This window comes from Tsukamurella pulmonis, from assembly GCF_900103175.1.
GTDB lineage: Bacteria > Actinomycetota > Actinomycetes > Mycobacteriales > Mycobacteriaceae > Tsukamurella > Tsukamurella pulmonis.
Genome location: NZ_FNLF01000002.1, coordinates 2,824,879 through 2,843,273, shown reverse-complemented (window position 1 = coordinate 2,843,273; position 18,395 = coordinate 2,824,879). Strand labels below are relative to the sequence as shown.

The following is an 18,395-nucleotide window of genomic DNA, read 5'->3' as shown; positions in this document are numbered from 1 at the left end:
GCTACCGCGGGTAGGACCGCTGCGCGAACGTCGATGCCATGACATCCCCGCTCGTCGCAGATCCATCGACGCCCGCAGATGCGCCCGCACGGCCGTCCGCGCCGCCGCCGCTCGCCCGGCTCCCGCTCGCCGTCGTCGGCGCCGTCGTGCTCGCCGTGATGCTGATCGGCAGCCGCAACTACGGCCACTTCTTCGACGAGGCCTACTTCGTCGTCGCCGGCCGCGACCACCCGTCCGCCGGCTACTTCGATCAGCCGCCGCTGGTCCCGCTGCTCGCCGCGGCGCTCGACTCCCTCGCGCACGGGAACCTCGTCGTGCTGCGCCTCCCGGCCACGCTGGCCGTCGCCGCGATCACCGTGCTCGCGGGACTGATCGCCCGCGAGCTCGGCGGGCGCGCGTGGGCACAGGTCTTCGCCGCCGCGGCCGTCGCGATGTCCCTGGTGAGCGCGGTGGGGCACTGGCTCGCGACGTACTCGCTCGACCCGCTGTGGTGGACGCTCATCGTGTACCTGCTGGTGCGGTGGGTGCGCACGCGCCAGGACCGGCTGCTGCTGCTCGTGGGCGCGGTGACCGCGCTGTCGCTGCTCACGAAGTTCCTGGTGCCGGCCCTGTGGATCGCCGTCGCGCTCGGCGCCCTGGCCTGCGGCCCGCGGCGGCTGCTGACCCGCCCCGCGCTGTGGGGCGGCGCCGCACTCGCGGGGGCCGCGGTGGCGCCGACGCTGTGGTGGCAGGCCGGGCACGACTGGGCGTACACCCGGATGGGCGCCGTCGTGCGCGCCGAATGGCCCGGTGGCGCGGGATTCGCGCTCGTCGGGATCTTCGGCGCGGGCCTGCTGATCGGGCTGCCGCTGCTGCTGGCCGGCGCCGTCGCTCTCCTGCGTTCGCGCGACCTGCGGCCGTACCGGTTCCTCGGCGTCGCGCTGTTGCTCGTCGTCGCCGCCATCGTGCTCACCCACGGCCGCGCCTACTACCTCGCGTCGGTGTACGCGCTGCCGATGGCGGCGGGCGCCGTCGCCGTCGAACACTGGTGCCGCCGCCGACGGCTCCGGGCCCGCCGCGCGCTCCGTGCCGTCGCCGTCGTGGCGCTGATCGGTTCCACCGCGAGCTGGGTCGCTGCTTCCCCGGTGTGGTCGCCCGCCGTGGCGGAGCGGATCGGCGCGCCGCCGCTGCGGGCGCCGGCCACGATGCTCGTCGACGGTGACCGCCTCCTGCAGCGGCTCTCGACCAGCGTCGTCGCCGCCTACGCGACGCTCACCCCCGCGGAACGCGAGGGCACCGTCATCGTCGCCGAGAGTTATCCGTTCGCCGCCGCCGTCGACTACTTCGGGCGCGACGCGGGGCTGCCCCGGGCCTACAGCGGCCACCGCGCGTACCACTACTTCGGCCGCCCCGCGGACGGCGCGCGCTCCGTGTTCTGGATCGGCGAGCCGTCCCCGGTGCTCGACGCGGCGTTCACCCACCGTCGCGCGGTGCCCGCACCCGGCGACGACGGCGACCCGGTCGCGGTGCTCTACGCCGGGCGCACCGTCGACTGGCCCGTGCTGTGGGAGCGGCTGCGCGCGCAGTGAACGCGGCCCCGTCGCGGTCAGTAGGGTGACGGGCGTGATCCTCGCGAGCATTCCGAGCCCGGCCCAGGGCGTCTGGCACCTCGGGCCCGTCCCGATCCGCGCCTACGCGCTGTGCATCATCATCGGCATCGTCGTCGCCTGCTGGTGGGGCGACCGCCGCTGGGTGGCGCGCGGCGGCAAGCCCGGCCAGGTGGTCGACGTGGCCGTCTGGGCCGTCCCGTTCGGCCTCGTCGGCGGCCGGCTCTACCACGTGCTGACCGACTTCAGCACCTACTTCGGCCCCGACGGCCGCGGTATCGGCGCCGTCTTCCGCATCTGGGACGGCGGCCTCGGCATCTGGGGTGCGGTGGCCCTCGGCGGCGTCGGCGCCGCGATCGGCTGCCGCAAGATGGGCATCAAGATCGGCCCGTTCGCGGATGCCATCGCGCCCGCCATCGTGGTCGCGCAGGCCATCGGGCGGCTCGGCAACTGGTTCAACCAGGAGCTCTACGGCGCGCCGACCACGCTCCCGTGGGGCCTGGAGATCTACGAGCGCGCCAACGACGTGGGCCAGCGCGGGCCCGACGTGCTCGACGGGCACAGCACCGGCGTCGTGCTCGCGGTCGTGCAGCCCACCTTCCTCTACGAGCTGATCTGGAACCTGCTGGTCGCGGCGTTCCTGGTGATCGTCGACCGGCGCTTCCGCATCGGTCACGGCCGGCTGTTCGCGCTCTACGTCGCCGGCTACTGCCTGGGCCGCTTCTTCATCGAGATGATGCGCGACGATCACGCCACGCTGATCTTCGGCGTGCGCATCAACGTCTTCACCGCGGCGCTCGTCTTCGCCGGGGCCATCGCCTACTTCCTCCTCGCCCCGAAGGGGCGCGAGGATTCGGTCCTGCTCGACGCGCCGGAGGGCGCACCGTCGGAAAGCGACCCCGAGCAGGCGGGATCGGCGTCGGCCCCGACCTCCGTCGCCGGCGAGCAGACTGATGTTCGCCAGATGGAAACCGGCGGGTTGACAGGAGACTCCACAGAGCGGAATAAGGAGGACTAACGTGGACGCCGTGACTCGTCGAACCAAGATCGTCTGCACCCTGGGCCCCGCCGTCGGAACCGATGAGAAGGTCCTCGCCCTCGTCGAGGAGGGCATGGACGTCGCGCGCCTGAACTTCAGCCACGGCGAACACGCCGACCACGCGGTGAATTACGGCCGCGTCCGCGCCGCCTCCGACACCACCGGCCGTGCCGTCGGCATCCTCGCCGACCTGCAGGGCCCCAAGATCCGCCTCGGCCGCTTCACGGGCGACGGCCGCACCGTCTGGGAGACCGGCGAGACCGTGCGCATCACGGTCGAGGACGTCGTCGGCACGCACGACCGCGTCTCCACCACCTACAAGGAGCTCGCGCAGGACGCGCGCCCCGGCGACCGGCTGCTCGTCGACGACGGCAAGGTCGGCCTGACGGTCGTTTCGGTCGAGGGCGACGACGTCGTCTGCCGGGTCACCGAGGGCGGCCCCGTCTCCAACAACAAGGGCGTCTCGCTGCCCGGCATGAACGTCTCCGTGCCCGCGCTGTCGGAGAAGGACATCGAGGACCTGGAGTTCGCGCTCGAGCTGGGCGTCGACTTCATCGCGCTCTCGTTCGTCCGCTCGCCGGCCGACATCGAGCGGGTGCACGCGGTCATGGACCGGGTCGGCCGCCGCGTCCCGGTCATCGCGAAGCTCGAGAAGCCCGAGGCCATCGACAACCTCGAGGCCGTCATCCTGGCGTTCGACGCGGTCATGGTGGCCCGCGGCGACCTGGGCGTCGAGCTGCCGCTCGAGGAGGTGCCGCTGGTGCAGAAGCGGGCCATCCAGATCGCGCGCGAGAACGCCAAGCCCGTCATCGTGGCCACGCAGATGCTCGAGTCGATGATCGAGAACAGCCGTCCCACGCGCGCCGAGGCCTCGGACGTCGCGAACGCGGTGCTCGACGGCGCCGACGCGGTGATGCTCTCGGGCGAGGTGTCCGTGGGCAAGTACCCGATCGAGACGGTGCAGACCATGTCCCGCATCGTCCGCGCGGTCGAGGACGGCGGACCGTCGGTGCCGCCGCTCAACCACGTGCCCCGCACCAAGCGCGGCATCATCTCCTACGCCGCGCGCGACATCGGCGAGCGCCTCAACGCCAAGGCCCTGGTGGCGTTCACCCAGTCGGGCGACACCGTGCGCCGCCTCGCGCGCCTGCACACTCGCCTGCCGCTGCTGGCCTTCACGCCGCTGCCGGAGGTGCGCAGCCAGCTCGCCCTGTCCTGGGGCACGGAGACCTTCCTGGTCGACGGCGCCGACAGCACCGACGCGATGATCAAGCAGGTCGACCACTCGCTCGAGGGCATCGGCCGGTACTCCAAGGGCGACCAGGTGGTCATCGTCGCCGGTGCTCCCCCCGGGACCATCGGCTCGACCAACCTGATCCAGGTGCACCGGATCGGCGAGGACGACCACTGACGGCGAGCCGTCGATCGAGCACCGTACTCTCGTCGTCATGACGGAGACACTCACCGATTTCGACGAGTTCCTCGGCACCCTGGATCTCGCGGCGGCGGGGGAGGGCCGTTTCCTCGGTCGTCACCCCGCCAAGACCGCCGCCCGCACGTTCGGCGGCCAGATCCTCTCGCAGGCGATCGTGGCCTCCGGGAACACGGTCCCGGGCGCGCGCGAGTCGCTGTTCCTGCACGCCGCGCACACGCACTTCATCAACGGCGGCGAGGTGAACGCCGACCTGGAGTTCGTGGTGCGGCGGCTGCGCGACACCCGCAACGTGGCGAACCGGCTGGTCTCGGTCGAGCAGGGCGGCACGGTGCTCGCGCTGATGCAGCTGGCCTACCAGACCGACGGCCGTAATCCGTTGGTGCACGGCGATCCGGCGCCGCAGGTGCCGGGCCCCGAGGGCCTGCCGAGCATCCAGGACACCCTGGCGGGCTACGAGGACGTGGTCGCCATGTTCGTCGAGGCGCCGCAGCCGATGGACATGCGCTTCACCAACGATCCCGCGTGGATCGCCAAGGGCAAGGGGCTGGTCCAGGAGGACAACAACGTCTGGATCCGCACCGCCGGCGAGCTGCCGGACGACCAGGTGATCCACGACGCCGCGCTGGCCTACGCCTCGGACACCACGATCCTCGACTCGATCATCACCCGGCACGGTCTGTCCTGGGGATTCGACCGGATCATGGCCGTCACGCTCAACCAGTCGCTGTGGTTCCACCGGCGGGTCCGGTTCGACCGCTACAACCTCTACGCCACGCATTCGACGGTCGCGGACGGTGGTCGCGGTATGTCGAACGGGCAATTCTTCGATGCAGAAGGCATTCTGGTAGCCAGCACCACCCAGGAGGGTGTGCTCAAGTACTTCCCGCCGAAGGGGGCCAAGTGACCAGCCAGGACACGCAGCAGCGACCGATCCCGGCCGTGCCGGAGGGCACGCCGGGCCGTGAGTGGCGTTCGGAGCTGCCCGCCCCGCTGCCGCCGGGCCCCAGCAGCCGTGGCGTCGCCTCGGACCCGGTTCCCGGACCTGGGTCGTCGTCGTGACCGCCGTCGCGCTCGTCGTCATGGCGGTGGTCGGGATCTTCTCCGTCTCGTTCGGCGTCGCGAGCACTGCCTTCGAGCGACAGGGTTTCGTCGTGCTCGCGGGTCCTGAGTACCGGGCGACGGAGTCCTCGTGCGCCGGGACGGGCGAGGCCGCCGGAGTCAAGGAGGGCGCGCGGGTGGTGCTGCGCAGCGCAGACGGTCGCGTGAGCATCGACGGGCGCCTCGACGAGGGGGCGCTCCGCTCGGGCAAGTGCGTGCTGCCGTTCGACTTCTCGGTGGAGGTCGTCGAAACGGACGTGAACTACGCGGTCACCGTCGCCGGCTTGCCCGCGTCGCCGGTGGCGGGCGCGGAACTGACGGCTTCGTCGGGCACCGTTCTCGTGTCCCTCGCCGGCTAGCCGCCCGTGACCGTACTCGGAACGCCGGTCCGACGGGACTGGCAACCCGTCCTGACCTACTCGCTGATCGCGGTGAACGTGATCGCCTTCGCCTTCAGCGCGAAGGCCTCGGGCAGCATCGAGAACAACATGGCCTCGTTGGAGGTGGCCCGGCTCGCGCTGTCGGAGCCGGCCACCCTGAACGGCTGGTGGTGGACCGCGGTGACCTCAGGGTTCCTGCACTTCGGTCCCATTCACCTGCTGGTCAACATGTTCACGCTGTACGTCTTCGGGCGGAACATCGAGCAGGCGCTGGGCCGTGCGCGGTTCGCGGTGCTCTACGGGGTGTCGCTGCTCGGCGGCAGCGCGGCCGTGCTGTGGTTCGGCCTGGAGAACACGATCACCGTGGGAGCCTCGGGCGCCATCTTCGGTCTCATCGCAGCGCAGCTCGTGCTCTACCTGCGCATGAAGATCGACCCCACGTCGTTGCTGGTGATCATCGGCGTGAACGTCGTCGCGTCGTTCACGCTGTCCGGGATCTCGTGGCTGGGCCACCTCGGCGGCTTCGTCGCCGGTGCGCTCGTGACGGCCGGCATCGTCTACGCCCCCGAGTTGCTCCCGCGCGACAAGCGGACGCGGCAGCAGGTCGAGGCCGTGGGCTGGGCCTGCGCCGGGGTGATCGCGGCCGTGCTGGTCGCGGCGATCGCGGTGCGCTTCGGAACCTTCCCGGGCACGCGGGTCTATCAGCTGCGCTGATCAGTGCCCGCGGTTCATCTCCCGTAGGCGCGCGTTGTACGCGGCCAGGGCGGCCTCGTCGTCGTCGACGTCCACGCCCTCGTCGCCCTCGCCCATCAGCGTGCCGCGGCGGGCGGAGTCGAGCCACGAGCCCATGCCCCCGCCGCGCCGGCCGGTGGCCTCCGCGGTGATCCACTGGAAGGCCACCACGAGCAGCAGGATCATCATCAGGCCGTCGCCGCCGAACCACATGATGGCGCCCGCGGCCGACTGGTCCTCGAGGCCCGTGGGGCCCCAGCCCAGGCGCGACGCGGCGTAGCCGGGCGCCAGCTCGGTGGTGGTCATCATGAGCGTGACGCCCACGAGGGTGTCCGGGCCCATCGCGAGCAGGAACGAGGCGAAGCGCAGCGGGTGCGAGAGCTTCGTCGGGCCGCACAGCTCGTTGCCGATGAGCGGCAGCATGAAGATCCAGCCCACCACGAAGTAGCCGGTGTACTCGAGCTGCTTGAGCCACGGATTGTCGAGCGCGAGGTCTTGGAACCCGGTGAGATGCGTGCTGATCAGCGCGAACGCGTACAGCGGCAGGCCCACGATCGGGCTGGTGATCAGCCGCACCACCCGGTTGCCGAGGACGGCGCGCACGCGCCGGTCGCCGGTCTCGCCGGTGGCCGTCGCCAGCAGCCGGATCGGCTCGGCGAGCACCAGGAACATCGGCACCACGGTGATCAGCACCAGGTGCACCACCATGTGCGCCCAGAACAGGTGCTTGGCGAGTTCGGCCATGACGCTGTTGACCGAGAACACCAGCAGCGCCATCGCGACGAACCACGACAGCACCCGGGAGATCGGCCACGCGACACCGGCGCGCCGCGCCCGGACGACGCCGTAGACGTAGAGAATGGAGGCGACGACCATGAGCCCCGTCACCACGGGTGTGAAGACCCAGGTGTGGAGCACGTCCGGCGACTCCGTCGCCACTGCTGAGGGATACATCGATGCCCGTTGTACCACCCCTGGCAAACTAATCCAACCGGCGTGTAACAAACCACGGCGCACGGTCGATGTACGGACGAACGCCCCTATCAGCCGCCTGGGTCCCCGCCCCGGGCTAGAACTCACGGAGTAGAGATGCCGAAGGTCCCCGAGCCCACGCCTCAAGAGGTCCGCGACTTCCTCAGCCCGATCTCGCACTGGTCGCACCTCAAGGCGAACGCTGAGGAGCAGTACCGCAAGACGATCCTCGCCGCCTACGCGGCCCGGATCCCGATCGTGCACATCGCGCGCTACACCGGCACGTCGCCGCAGGCGGTCAAGAAGGTCATCGACCGCCAGAACGACAAGGCCACGGGCGATGCGCCCGCGTTCCAGAACATGCCGCGCACCGGGTACTACCGGGGCCAGCAGCTGCCGCCGTCGCGGTCCGTCCGCGCGGTCTGATCGGCCGCTAGGGCGCTCCCGCCGAGTCGGTGGGGGTGCCCAGGGTGTCGATGACCAGGTGCGCCACGGTGCGCATGTCCGTGCGCCGGTCCATGGCGGTCCGCTGGATCCAGCGGAAGGCCTCGGGCTCGGAGACGCCGTGCGCCTGCATGAGGATGCTCTTCGCGCGGTCCACGAGCTTGCGGGTCTCGAGCTGACCGGAGAGCGTGGTCACTTCCTTCTCCAGGGCCTTGAGCTCGGCGAACCGGCTGATGGCGATCTCGATCGCGGGGACCAGATCGGCCTTGGTGAAGGGCTTGACCAGGTACGCCATCGCGCCGGCTTCGCGGGCCTTCTCGACGAACTCCCGCTGGCCGAAGGCCGTCAGCATCACGACGGGGGCGATCCGCTCGCGGGCGATGTCCTGCGCGGCGTCCAGGCCGTTGAGCACGGGCATCTTGACGTCCATGATCACCAGGTCGGGCTGCAGGTCCCGGGCCTTTTCGAGGGCGACCTGGCCGTTCTCGGCCTCGCCGACCACGTCGTAGCCCTCCTCCCGCAGCATCTCGGTGAGGTCCATGCGAATGATCGCCTCGTCCTCGGCGACGAGCACGCGGTGCGGGGTGGGCTCGGTGTCCTTCATCAGGGGGTACGTTACCGGGCGGCGGAAATCGGGCACGTCGCGCGCGGTATCGTAGGCCCATGAACGTATTGAGCCTGACTCAATTGCGCGAGCGTGCCGGCAACCTCTGGGCCCTGACTCTGGGCGAGGGTATCCGCCCCGTCGAGCGGACCGAGCACGTCGTCGTCGCCGACGGTGCGCACCGCACCCTCCGCCGGTTCGCCTCCGACGAGGCGCGCGCCGCGGCAGCCGTGCCCGGCGCCGCGCCGGTGCTGCTGGTGCCGCCGATCGCGGCGCCCGCCACCTGCTACGACCTCTCGCCCGAGACCTCCGTCGTCGCGCACCTCGCCTCGACGGGGCGGGTTCCGTACGTGATCGACTTCGGCGAGATGGGTTACGGGGACCGCGGACTCGGCTTCGAGGACTTCGCCCTCGACATCATCCCGCAGGCCATCGCCCGGGCCCTCGAGGACTTCTGGGGCGGCGAGGTGCCCGACGGTGCCGGCGTCGACCTGTTCGGCTGGAGCCTGGGAGGCACGCTCTCCTTCCTCACCGCCGGCGCGTCGACGGAGCCCATCCGGTCGATCGTCTCCATCGCGACGCCGCTCAAGTACGCGGCGCAGCCGCCGTACCCGCTCGTGACGTCGTTGATGAAGCCCGTCGACGGCTTCGGCCCCGGCGTGCTCATCGCGCTCATGGGCGGCATCCCCGCGCCGATCGTGCAGGTGGCCTACCGCGCCACGTCGTGGGACCGCGAGCTCAAGAAGCCCAAGTTCGTGCTGGAGAACCTCGGCGAGCCCGAGAAGCTGGCACGCATGGAGGTCATCGACCGCTTCCAGCGCACCTTCCCGGGCTACCCCGGCAAGCTGGCTCGCCAGCTCTGGGAGCGGCTGATCTTCCGCGGCGAGCTGGCGGACGGTCGTGTGACCCTGGGCGAGACCGTCGTGGACCTGCGCGCCATCGACGTGCCCGTGCAGCTGTTCGGCTCGCACCGGGACGCCCTGTGCGCGTGGGAGACCGCGCACCACGGCGTGGACCTGTTCACCGGCTCGCCGCGGGTGGAGTTCGCGACCGTCGAGTCCAGCCACCTCGGCCTCGTCGCCGGCCCCGATGCCGTCCGCGAGACCTGGCCCGTGATCGACGGCTTCCTCGCCTCCGTGGACGCCGAGTCCGAGGCCGCCGACCCCGCCCGGTAAGCTTGCTCGGCTGACTGTTTCCGACGGTCCGCCGGACGCCCCCGTAGCCCAATTGGCAGAGGCAACGGATTCAAAACCCGTCCAGTGTGAGTTCGAGTCTCACCGGGGGCACCACATCGCCGCAGGTAGGCGGCTTATCGGGTCGCATCTAGGGTGCGTTGACCGCCGCTGTGCTACCCCGTGCTACCCACAGCGTGACCATCCCGGTGCGTTGTACGCACCGTGGCGGAATCTCGTGCCATAATCTCTGAACCCCATCCCACCTCGAAGCCCATATTGGAGAGACGTGCTACCGATCAAGACCACCATCGAGGACGTCGATGCTCTCGGCGGGTACCTCAAGACCCAAGTGGGCTGGGTTCCTATCGATAGAGTTAAGAAGACGATTGACAGCAAGTACGCCGACAATCGAAAGCTCGAGGCGCTTAAGCGCATCGGATTGCTCGAGCGTGATGGCACAAACATCAAACTTTCTGAACGCGGGCGGGCTTACGCCGACGCGACTGAGGCGGAAGTGAAACAGCCTCTTATGATCGCTGCACTTCGTGAAGTTCCCCTCTATGTCGAGACGATCGAGTGGATGCATCACAGCAAGATTCAGGACCCTTCGAAGACAGTTATCGGCAACTACTGGCACGACAAACACCAGGATCAGTTGGAGGGAGCACAAGGGGCTGCCCTGACAGACGCGGTAATCTTCTTTATGCGTGTTGCTGGCGATGCTGGACTCGGCAAGTTCACCAGGGGCGCTAAAGCAAAGCCCGACTCATACTTCAAAACTGATTCGTCCGCGATTGAAGCATTTGTGACGGCTCGTCAAGGAAAGTCTCCACAGGAGGGAACTGAGCATAATGATTCTGCGAAGCATCCTCAGAACCCGCCTACTTCCGATAGTGAGCCGGAAGGAAATCAACGACAAATCTCCGTTGAAACAAGCCCCGCGGTACATGTTAATCTAGAAATTCACATCGCCGCTGATGCTACCGCAGAGACGGTCGCCGAGATTTTCAAGAATATGCGAAAGTATGTTCTGAGCAACCCGGCAGATGCGCCCGAGTCGGTCTGAACCGTTGGAGCTCGTCGCACAGCTTAAGACGCTTCAGGAGCTATATCCTGCGCGAGTGCGAGACTCGCAACATGAGTCTCCTGCGAAAGCTCTACAATCCCTTGTGGAGGCGCGGAATGCGGCGCCCGAGAAGTATGCAGACTACCTGCGAGAAGCGGTGTCGGCGTACGAGAATGGACTCTATCGAGCAGCGATTCTCATGACCTGGGCGGCTACGATCGAACACCTCTATGGCGTTGTGGCGGGGCGAAAGAATGGCGTGAAAGATATTCAGGCCAAGAATCTGTCGCGCTACGGAAGTTCTAAGAATTATCGTGAGGTCAAGAAGTCAGATGACCTGCTTTATCTTAGTGAATCCCAGTTCATTCAGTTGGGCGAGGATGTTGGAATGTACAACAGAAACGCCCGGCAAGTGTTGATTGAGCGCTTGAATCTGCGCAACAGATGTGGGCATCCGACGGGCTATAAGCCCGGCAGGGAAGAGGCGGTTGTATTCATCGAGAGTCTCACGCTAAACATCTTGACTGGTAGTTGGCTAAATTGGTGAACTTTGCTTTCGGAGCTTTGAATCTATCGCCTAAATAGTTGAATCACCGGAGCAAGGTTCGGCTTAGCCTCCGCGAGAGGCGCGGTGTCCGTGGCCGGAGCCGGGGCAGGCAGCGTGTTAAGCGTGCCGCCGTCCTGGCTTGGAATCCAGTCGCCATAGGTGTCGAGGGTGAGCGTGTACTGCGCGTGGCCCATCCACTGCGAGACGAGCATGAAGAGGACACCCCCGAGAGCTGCCCCTTTGTCGGTCGAATGGTTGACCGCCATTGGATCACTGATCGCTCGATCGCCGGACTCCGGATCCAGATTGACCTATCTAGTCGCGTTGGCTGCGGCGCGGGCGGCTTGAAGTTTCTTGACCTTCGCCGGCGACTGGTAGACCTCGTTAAGGATCTCCTCCATGAGTGCGATCACGAGGTCGGCTGTTGGGCGGGTGATCGGGTCATCGAAATCGCCATGTGCCATGTCATTGCCGACGTTGCGGATCTCGTGAGCGGCTTCCTTGATATGTGCTCGGATGAATCCCTGGTTCGCAAGCGCATCAATCTTGGTGTGGAGCTGGCCGGTGGTGATGTCCTTGTCTTTCGCGGTTGCCTCGATCACCGCTCGGGCGAGAATAATTGCAGCTCGTAGATGTCCGGCCGCGCAGCACTCGAACGCTTCCGTGGCCGGACTGGCGATGTGTTCAGGCACGTCTGGGTATGCTCGCGTCGAGTTCGCTGTCGGGTGCCAAATGATTTCGTTGTCCACATCCTTGAATGCATCTACCCGGAAGTCGTCGTAGGTGTGGTAGACCTCAACTGTTCCCGTCGACATAGCATTGCAAGACAGGCAGTAGAACGCACCCTGCACTCGGTACTCGCCGTCATCGTCTGAATCCGTTCGCGCTTCGATAAGCACGTGTCCGGTCAGTACGCCGCAGGACCAGCAGGTGTTGGTGAGGTGCATGCGTGCAGAATAGGCGGTGAGTCACTCCATGTCCGCGGCTGGCTGAGATCAGGTGCCGCCACGTGATGAGGTGCTGAGTGCGTACGTCAGGTCAGCGTTTCGAGTGGCGCGGACGACAGAACAGCGGCGATTCCGGACGGGCGCCAAGGTCGCTACCAGGCGATATCGCCCAGACTGGCCAATGGTTCGTAGTCAGATATGTCCTCCGGCGCGCTGTAGGTGTCACCGGTGCGGAGCTCATCCGGGAAGCGCAACTTGGTCCGCTCTTCGATCGTCGTCAGGCTCACCTGGTAGGCGCGGAACTCGTCGAGATCGAGGGCCTCGAGCCGATCGAGGTTCTGGGTGAGCAGGAATCCGCGGGCGACGAGCTTCCCGTCGCCGACGAACGCGACCACCTTGAAGAACTCGCAGGGGAGAGCGACGCCGCGGTAGGTGCGGTCGTCGTCGCCGAACACCGGCCCGCCGAAGACGCTGACCTTGAGATCCTCCGCCTCGGCGTCGGTGAGCACCGCGTTCTCGATCAGGCCCCAGATGCCTTGGCGGGCACTCTGGTTGAAGTCATCGACCTGCGGGGAGATGTTCGTGTAGTAGAACGAGTCGGAGTTGGCCTGCTCCGCCTCGGCCTTGCTGCCCCAGGTGAGGTCGGCGCGACGGGCGACGTGACCGCGGTCGATGCGGTTGCCGGCGTACAGCTCGTTTCCGACCTGCGTGTCCGCGGGGAGTCGCGGATCGAGGACGAATTTCGAACCGCTCCGATCGATGCTCTGCAGGCTGGCACCGTCGATGTTCCACGCGACCCACCGCGTGAGCCGCCGCGACCGGCTCTGCGTCAGCGAGAAGTGCGTGTAGTCGATGATCGGGCTGCCGTCGACATCGACGGCGTCATCCTTCAGGCTCGCGTCCACCGACGGCACGGGTACCGCGGTGCTGAGGAAATCGGGGTCGTACCCGGCGCCGATCCGAGCGCCGCCGGCGGCCTGCGCCGTCGGGGCACCGTCGGGCGGCGTGAGGGTGATGCCGAGCTTGGTGAACACGGACTTGCCGAGGCACGCGAGCGCGTGCTCGTCGGGGCTGCCGGCCGCCTCGCCGCCGAAGTGCAGGCCGGCGAAGACGCCGGTGGGACGCCCGTTGGCGGCCTTGAACAGCCAGACGGATCCCGAGTCGCCGCCCTGACTGATCTCGTTGTCGGGCGCGGGGTTCCGCGGGTCCGGACCGATCTCGAAGCCGCCGATCTGCTGCTCGCCGGCTGCGCCGCCGTAGTTGATCTTCACGACGACGTCCACCCGGCGCACCACGCCGTGGGTGACGCCGGTGGTGCGGCCGCTCTTGATCACTTTGTCGCCCAGCTCGGGCTCGCCGAGTTCGGTGGGCGCGACGGTCAGCCCGAGGGGCTCGGGTTCGTAGCCGCGGCCCTCGATGGTGGCGACGGCGCAGTCCCCGGCGACGCCGAGATGCGAGCGGTACAGCACGCCGAGCCGGTTGTCGTCGACCCGGTCGTCGTCGTACGCGCCGGGCTGCACGACGGTGTCTCCGATGGCACCGTCGGGACCGTTGAGGACGTGCCAGTTCGACAGGATGAGCGGGGTGCCGTCGGTGCGGTCGTAGACGATCGCGCCGATGGTGCCGGCGGAGACCTTCACGTTGCCGACGCTGATACCGGGGCGGATCGGGTCCAGGCGGGCCTTCGCCTCCGCCGGTGCGGCCTCGGGCTCGGCGACGACGCGGTACGAGAGTTCGAAGCTGCGTTCCAGGACGTCGGTGGGCACCGCGACGCCGTCGACCTCGACCGATTCCGGGAGCAGCGAGGTGCCCAGGCTCTCGAGAGCCTCGGGCGCGGCCTTCCGGCGCACGGTGAACTGCAGGGCGACGGTGTCGGTCGGCTTGCCGTCGACGACCTTGTAGCCGATCCCGACCGAGGTCACGTTCGGATCGGCGAGGTAGTCGGAGGCGCGGGCGCGCACGAACCGGCGTAGCGCCTCGCTGGAGGCCGGAGGCGCATCCTTGGCCTGCGTGGTCGACGGTGCGGTGGGCTTCCGTTTGTTACCGGCCATAACTTCAAAGGTAGGCGAGAATCGCGATGTCGGCTCGGTGAGCCGGGCTCGACGCGGTGGTACGGCCTGACTTCGCCTGATCTGCATCGCACCCCTCGTGCTCCGGCGATTCAGGTCCGCGTCGACGCGCGACCCCGCAGGTAGGCGTGAAGGATGGCGTGCGCCGGTGACTGCTCATCGATGGCTGAACGATGGAACACGAGGGACTCCATGAGTCCGAGCAGTTCATCGACATCGCTGCCGGCGTGGGGAAGCCCGGCGCGGCGGAGCGCGGCTGTCGCGATCCTCCGTGCCGTCGCGTGCACCTCCGAACCGGTTGTCAATTTCGCGTGCAGCGTCGGGGAGTCGTGCAGTTCGATGATCAGGGCGTACCGCGCGCGCATGTCGTCGTGACGGGCCGCGAGTGTCTCGACGAGTCCTGCGAGATGGTCGGCGAGTTCTTCCACCGACAAGGGGGATGAGTCGTCGTCCAGCCAGGTCGCGACGCGCCCGGAATCGACCAGAGTCGATTCGGCCAGTGCGTCCACCACCAACGTCAGCAGCGCCTCGCGTGTACGCGCGACATGGGAGGTCGATCCCGGAGGGAGTCCGGCGCTCGCGTCGACCGCGCGATGGGTCAACGCGCGCACGCCGTCCTGCGCGAGGATGCCGATCGCACTTCGTGCGACCAGGTCTCGACGGTGCTGCGCGGCTGGCGATCGCGATGGTAGGTCGGGCATGAACACATGCTACAGGTGTAGCGTCGGCCTCAAGGCGCTACACCCGTAGCGGCACGCGAGAAGGAGAGCGTGGCATGTTCGTCGACTTCCGGCCCGACCCTGATCTGTACCCGTTCGAGTCTCGGTGGTGTGAAACCGATGCGGGAACAATGCACTACGTGGACGAGGGGCGGGGCCCTGTGCTGCTCTTCTGTCACGGGACGCCTACCTGGAGTTTCCTGTATCGCCGCATCATCGCCGAGCTCCGGGCGCGATATCGCTGCATCGCCGTCGACAATCTCGGATTCGGGCTTTCGGAGCGTCCCGCCGGATGCGGATACACGATCCCTGAGTTGTCGAGCGCGCTCGGTCGCCTGGTGGACCGGCTCGGTCTGGATGACTTCGTCGTCGTCGGACACGACTGGGGTGGACCGATCGCGCTGGACGTGGCGGTGGAGCGTGCCGACCGCGTGCGCGGCGTCGTTCTCGCGAACACGACGTACGGGCCGAACCGGGCGTTCTCGAAACGTCTGTTCAGCGCAGCGATGAGTTCCAGATTCGCGCAACGACAGATCCTCGAGAAGAACCTCATGATCGACCGGATTCTGGTCTCCGAGCTGAGCCGGGTGCTCGCGAGGCGGGAGCTCGAGCACTACCGGGCGGTGCAGTCGACGCCTTCGGCACGCGTCGCCTTGGCGGTCATGCCGAGGGAGATCCGCGATGCCGACTCCTTCTTGGCTGGGCTCGAGAGTGCGGTCCCGGCGGCGCTCGGTCGGAAGCCCGCGCTCGCGATCTGGGGGATGCGCGACCCCGTGTTCCGGCCGCACGCGCATCTGCCGCAGCTGCGACGGGACTTCGCGGGCATCGAGGTCGTGGAGATCGCCCAGGCCGGCCACGCGGTGCAGGAGTTCGCGCCCGGGGAGTTCGCCGGTGCGATCGCACGGCGCTTTCCAGTGGCTGGTGACTAGCCGATTCCGATGCCTCGCTCAGCTCGGCTCCGGGCGATACGCCGTCCCGCTGCTTCCCGAGCCTTCTCCTCGTCTCCGATCACGGAGTTGATGATGTCCGCCAGGCCCATGATGTCTCCGCCCGCGCCCCATCGCCCCTCCGGGATCTCGAGGGGGAACACCCAGACGCGGTGGTGTGCATCGGGATCGCCGGAGCCCTCGGCCTTGACGACGGCGGCGGTGACCTCGGCGACGAGCGCCCGGCGACGGTCGAGGGTGTTCACCTGTCCTTCCGGGACGGACGTGATGACGCGGTAGTGCGGTTTGGCGGGCGGCTTCCCGCCCGCGTAGATCGGGGTGTGGTGGACGACCACCCACGCGATCTGCCGAACGATCGGGTTGGTGGCGTCGGCGCCTTCGGCCTTGACCAGGATGGTGGTCAGCTCGTCGACGAGCTGCTGCTCGCGCTCCGGGGTCAATGCGTCGGCCGGCAGATTGAGGTCGATCATGGGCATGGTGTCGCTCCTGGTTCGTTGGTCGATAGGGGGGCGTGCTTGATATTCGGTAGCTACCTGCCGGTGAAGCGTGCGTCTCGTCGTTCGACGAACGACTGCATGCCTTCCCGGCCGTCGTCGGTGTGAAGCAGTGCCGTCATATCGCTGTCGAGGCGTGCGAACGCCGCCTGTTCGCCCTCGTTGCGGGCCCGGTGGGCGGACTCGAGGGTGGTCTTCACACCGAGCGGCGCACTTTTCTCCGCGATGTACTCGGCGAGTTCGAGGGCGCGTTCGAGCTGGTGGCCGGGTTCGACCACCTCTTGTACGAGGCCGATGCGCAGCGCTTCGGCGGCGTCGTAGGGCTCGCCGGTCAGCAGCCAGCGCATCGCGTTGCCCCAGCCCGCGTCGCGTGGGAGTCGAACGGTGGCGCCGCCGAAGGCGTAGATGCCACGGTTGATCTCCATCTGAGTGAATTTCGTATCGGAGGAGGCGACGCGGATGTCGGCTGCGAGCGCCAGCTCGATGCCGAGGGTCATCACCCATCCGTGGACGGCCATCACGAGCGGTGTCGTCCAGACGTTGGACCGTCGCCAGGGATCGAGGCGGCCGGGGCGGTCGTAGTCGACGCCGCCGTCCTCGATCTGCGGCCCGACTTCCTGCAGATCGAGGCCGCCGGTGAAGTGCTTGCCGTGCGCGAAGAGCACGCCGCAGCGGATCTCGGGATCGTTCTCCAGCCGGTGATACGCCTGGGCGAGCTCATCGATCATCTGGAGGTTGAAGGCGTTGAGCTTGTCGGGGCGGTTGAGCCCGATCATCAGGACCTGACCGCGTTGCTCGACGGTGACCGTTTCCTCGTGGGGTGTGGTGACTTCCGGCATGACTTTCCTTTCCGGCAGATCCGCGCTGCGCCGCGACGCATCCGTGCGGCAGCAGGCAGCGCGGTGCGGCTTCACTGATCGGTGGGGCGGCCGTCGACCGGGGTGCCGCGGTATTCGGGCTTGACGCCCTGGAGGCCGCGTTCGACGGCCCGGTCGAGGATCTGCTGGCCGTTCCTGTCGAAGTAGTCCCGCACGACCTTGAGTCGGGTGAGCTGATTGGGGATCTTCAGCAGGACGGATACGGTGCGGACCACGGCCTCCGCGAAGGGAAGCGGTGCGACGTCGAGGCATTCGCGGAGATCCCCGTCCGGGATCGTCGCCGTCATCCTCGGAGCGAGGAGTTGCCGGGAGAGCGCCTGATTGATCGCCCGAGAGCCCAGGAAGTGCCCCATGTCGGTGGCACCGGCGATCACGTACTCGGTGAGTTCCGCACCCCTGGCGCTCGGCTCGTAGAAGCACTGGTGCTCACGGGACTGGAGTGCGAACTCCTCGGCGTGCGTGCGGCCCAGCAACTGATTGTTGGCGCCCTGGATGCGCGACACCCAGCGCCACATCAGTGCGAAGCCGTCGCGCTCCTCCTGGGTCACGACACCGCCTGCGAACTCGATGATGTTGACCCGGTGCTGCCCGAAGATGTACGTGCACGCCGCAGTGGCGAGCTGGCTGATCGGTGTGCCCTTGTTGGCGAGGGGCCACCGACCACCACGGTGAATTCCGAGGCGGATCATCGTGTGCAGCAGGCGGATCCGAACCCACACGATCCACCGCTCGCCGCCGGGGAGCATGCCGTCCACGTCGAGCGCTCCCACGAAGGCGGTTGCCGTCTCCATCATTCTCCTGCGGTAGTCGCTGCTACCGCCGGAAAGGCGCCCCGTCGATCCCATGACCTCGGAGGTGGCCGGATCGATGTACGTGAACGGCAGGGCCGAATGCATACCGATGTTCATTCCGAGCGGGTTGCGCCGCCCCATGCTGGCCCCGAGGCGCAAGGCATCGATGTCGAACCAGGTGGGCAAGGTCTCGACGTCCGCGAAGAACGCGATCGCCTCCGGTGCCCCCTCTGTCTCGAGGGCCCGCGCGTTTGCGTACAGATCGCCACCCATCATCTTTCTCCTGCGCATCAGCTCGACCAGATCCTCGGCGAGCGGATCGCCGACGTGATTCCAGGCCTCGTAGTCGACCTCGTCAGCGCTGAGATAGACCTCGGCGCCGGGAATGCGTGCGAGGTCGGTCAATTCGGTCACCCGCTCGACGAGCGGACCGGTCGCTGCGGGCGTGGTGGGGGTGAGGGCGGGGTTCATG

At 67.8% G+C, this 18,395-nt stretch carries 19 protein-coding genes and 1 tRNA gene; 12 read left to right on the top strand and 8 right to left on the bottom strand.

Going from position 1 to position 18,395, the window contains the following annotated elements; all coding sequences use genetic code 11:
- Positions 1-38: 38 nt before the first annotated feature.
- From BLQ62_RS13935 to BLQ62_RS13910, 6 genes are all read left to right on the top strand, one after another.
- Positions 39-1,568, top strand: coding sequence for an ArnT family glycosyltransferase (locus tag BLQ62_RS13935; RefSeq protein ID WP_068568551.1), 1,530 nt, complete (start codon positions 39-41; stop codon positions 1,566-1,568).
- Between the two features lie 34 nt (positions 1,569-1,602).
- Positions 1,603-2,604, top strand: coding sequence for a prolipoprotein diacylglyceryl transferase (lgt, locus tag BLQ62_RS13930; protein WP_082756970.1), 1,002 nt, complete (start codon positions 1,603-1,605; stop codon positions 2,602-2,604).
- Positions 2,605-2,614: 10 nt separating this feature from the next.
- Positions 2,615-4,036: a pyruvate kinase gene (gene pyk, locus BLQ62_RS13925; protein ID WP_068568915.1), complete on the top strand. Its 1,422-nt coding sequence runs from the start codon at positions 2,615-2,617 to the stop codon at positions 4,034-4,036.
- A gap of 37 nt (positions 4,037-4,073) precedes the next feature.
- Complete coding sequence (locus BLQ62_RS13920; protein ID WP_068568549.1) at positions 4,074-4,964, top strand: acyl-CoA thioesterase; 891 nt, start codon at positions 4,074-4,076, stop codon at positions 4,962-4,964.
- Positions 4,965-5,025: 61 nt separating this feature from the next.
- On the top strand, positions 5,026-5,517 hold the full coding sequence (locus BLQ62_RS13915; protein WP_068568547.1) for a hypothetical protein: 492 nt from the start codon (positions 5,026-5,028) through the stop codon (positions 5,515-5,517).
- A 6-nt stretch (positions 5,518-5,523) separates the two neighbouring features.
- Positions 5,524-6,252 carry a rhomboid family intramembrane serine protease gene (locus BLQ62_RS13910; RefSeq protein ID WP_068568545.1) on the top strand — a complete coding sequence of 243 codons (729 nt, stop codon included), beginning with the start codon at positions 5,524-5,526 and terminating at the stop codon, positions 6,250-6,252.
- Here BLQ62_RS13910 and BLQ62_RS13905 read toward each other — a convergent pair whose 3' ends face one another.
- Positions 6,253-7,224, bottom strand: coding sequence for a cytochrome c oxidase assembly protein (locus BLQ62_RS13905; protein ID WP_082756899.1), 972 nt, complete (start codon positions 7,222-7,224; stop codon positions 6,253-6,255).
- A 135-nt stretch (positions 7,225-7,359) separates the two neighbouring features.
- Between BLQ62_RS13905 and BLQ62_RS13900 the strand changes: the two genes are divergently transcribed.
- Positions 7,360-7,668: a helix-turn-helix domain-containing protein gene (locus BLQ62_RS13900; protein WP_068533852.1), complete on the top strand. Its 309-nt coding sequence runs from the start codon at positions 7,360-7,362 to the stop codon at positions 7,666-7,668.
- Positions 7,669-7,675: 7 nt separating this feature from the next.
- Here the strand turns inward: BLQ62_RS13900 and BLQ62_RS13895 are convergent, their stop codons facing one another.
- Positions 7,676-8,290, bottom strand: a complete 615-nt coding sequence (locus BLQ62_RS13895) for an ANTAR domain-containing response regulator (RefSeq protein WP_068533850.1) — start codon at positions 8,288-8,290, stop codon at positions 7,676-7,678.
- A 59-nt stretch (positions 8,291-8,349) separates the two neighbouring features.
- Here BLQ62_RS13895 and BLQ62_RS13890 point away from each other — a divergent pair, with 59 nt between their 5' ends.
- The 4 genes from BLQ62_RS13890 to BLQ62_RS23375 all read left to right on the top strand — a co-directional run bounded on the left by BLQ62_RS13890 (position 8,350) and on the right by BLQ62_RS23375 (position 11,078).
- Positions 8,350-9,465, top strand: coding sequence for an alpha/beta fold hydrolase (locus tag BLQ62_RS13890; protein ID WP_068568541.1), 1,116 nt, complete (start codon positions 8,350-8,352; stop codon positions 9,463-9,465).
- Positions 9,466-9,502: 37 nt separating this feature from the next.
- Positions 9,503-9,579: transfer RNA gene (locus BLQ62_RS13885), tRNA-Leu, on the top strand.
- Between the two features lie 172 nt (positions 9,580-9,751).
- Positions 9,752-10,531, top strand: coding sequence for a hypothetical protein (locus BLQ62_RS23380; RefSeq protein WP_139184207.1), 780 nt, complete (start codon positions 9,752-9,754; stop codon positions 10,529-10,531).
- 55 nt (positions 10,532-10,586) lie between these two features.
- A complete protein-coding gene (locus BLQ62_RS23375) occupies positions 10,587-11,078 on the top strand; it encodes a hypothetical protein (RefSeq protein ID WP_139184206.1) in 492 nt (163 codons plus the stop codon).
- A gap of 311 nt (positions 11,079-11,389) precedes the next feature.
- Here BLQ62_RS23375 and BLQ62_RS13875 read toward each other — a convergent pair whose 3' ends face one another.
- The 3 genes from BLQ62_RS13875 to BLQ62_RS13865 form a co-directional block, all read right to left on the bottom strand.
- Positions 11,390-12,025 (bottom strand): DUF4145 domain-containing protein, encoded by a 636-nt coding sequence (locus BLQ62_RS13875; protein ID WP_231857739.1) that lies wholly within the window; start codon positions 12,023-12,025, stop codon positions 11,390-11,392.
- Between the two features lie 152 nt (positions 12,026-12,177).
- Positions 12,178-14,076 carry a DNA/RNA non-specific endonuclease gene (locus BLQ62_RS13870; RefSeq protein WP_068568537.1) on the bottom strand — a complete coding sequence of 633 codons (1,899 nt, stop codon included), beginning with the start codon at positions 14,074-14,076 and terminating at the stop codon, positions 12,178-12,180.
- A gap of 110 nt (positions 14,077-14,186) precedes the next feature.
- Complete coding sequence (locus tag BLQ62_RS13865) at positions 14,187-14,795, bottom strand: TetR/AcrR family transcriptional regulator (RefSeq protein ID WP_068568912.1); 609 nt, start codon at positions 14,793-14,795, stop codon at positions 14,187-14,189.
- Positions 14,796-14,869: 74 nt separating this feature from the next.
- Here BLQ62_RS13865 and BLQ62_RS13860 point away from each other — a divergent pair, with 74 nt between their 5' ends.
- Entirely contained in the window at positions 14,870-15,742 is an 873-nt protein-coding gene (locus tag BLQ62_RS13860; RefSeq protein ID WP_068533844.1) for an alpha/beta fold hydrolase, read from the top strand.
- Here the strand turns inward: BLQ62_RS13860 and BLQ62_RS13855 are convergent.
- The 3 genes from BLQ62_RS13855 to BLQ62_RS13845 form a co-directional block, all read right to left on the bottom strand.
- The gene (locus tag BLQ62_RS13855; protein ID WP_115391346.1) at positions 15,739-16,236 is read right to left on the bottom strand and encodes a tautomerase family protein; all 498 of its coding nucleotides are present in this window, start codon (positions 16,234-16,236) and stop codon (positions 15,739-15,741) included. The genes BLQ62_RS13860 and BLQ62_RS13855 overlap by 4 nt on opposite strands.
- 53 nt (positions 16,237-16,289) lie before the next feature.
- Positions 16,290-17,093, bottom strand: coding sequence for a crotonase/enoyl-CoA hydratase family protein (locus tag BLQ62_RS13850; protein WP_068568533.1), 804 nt, complete (start codon positions 17,091-17,093; stop codon positions 16,290-16,292).
- A 71-nt stretch (positions 17,094-17,164) separates the two neighbouring features.
- Positions 17,165-18,394, bottom strand: coding sequence for an oxygenase MpaB family protein (locus BLQ62_RS13845; RefSeq protein WP_068568532.1), 1,230 nt, complete (start codon positions 18,392-18,394; stop codon positions 17,165-17,167).
- Position 18,395 lies beyond the last annotated feature (1 nt).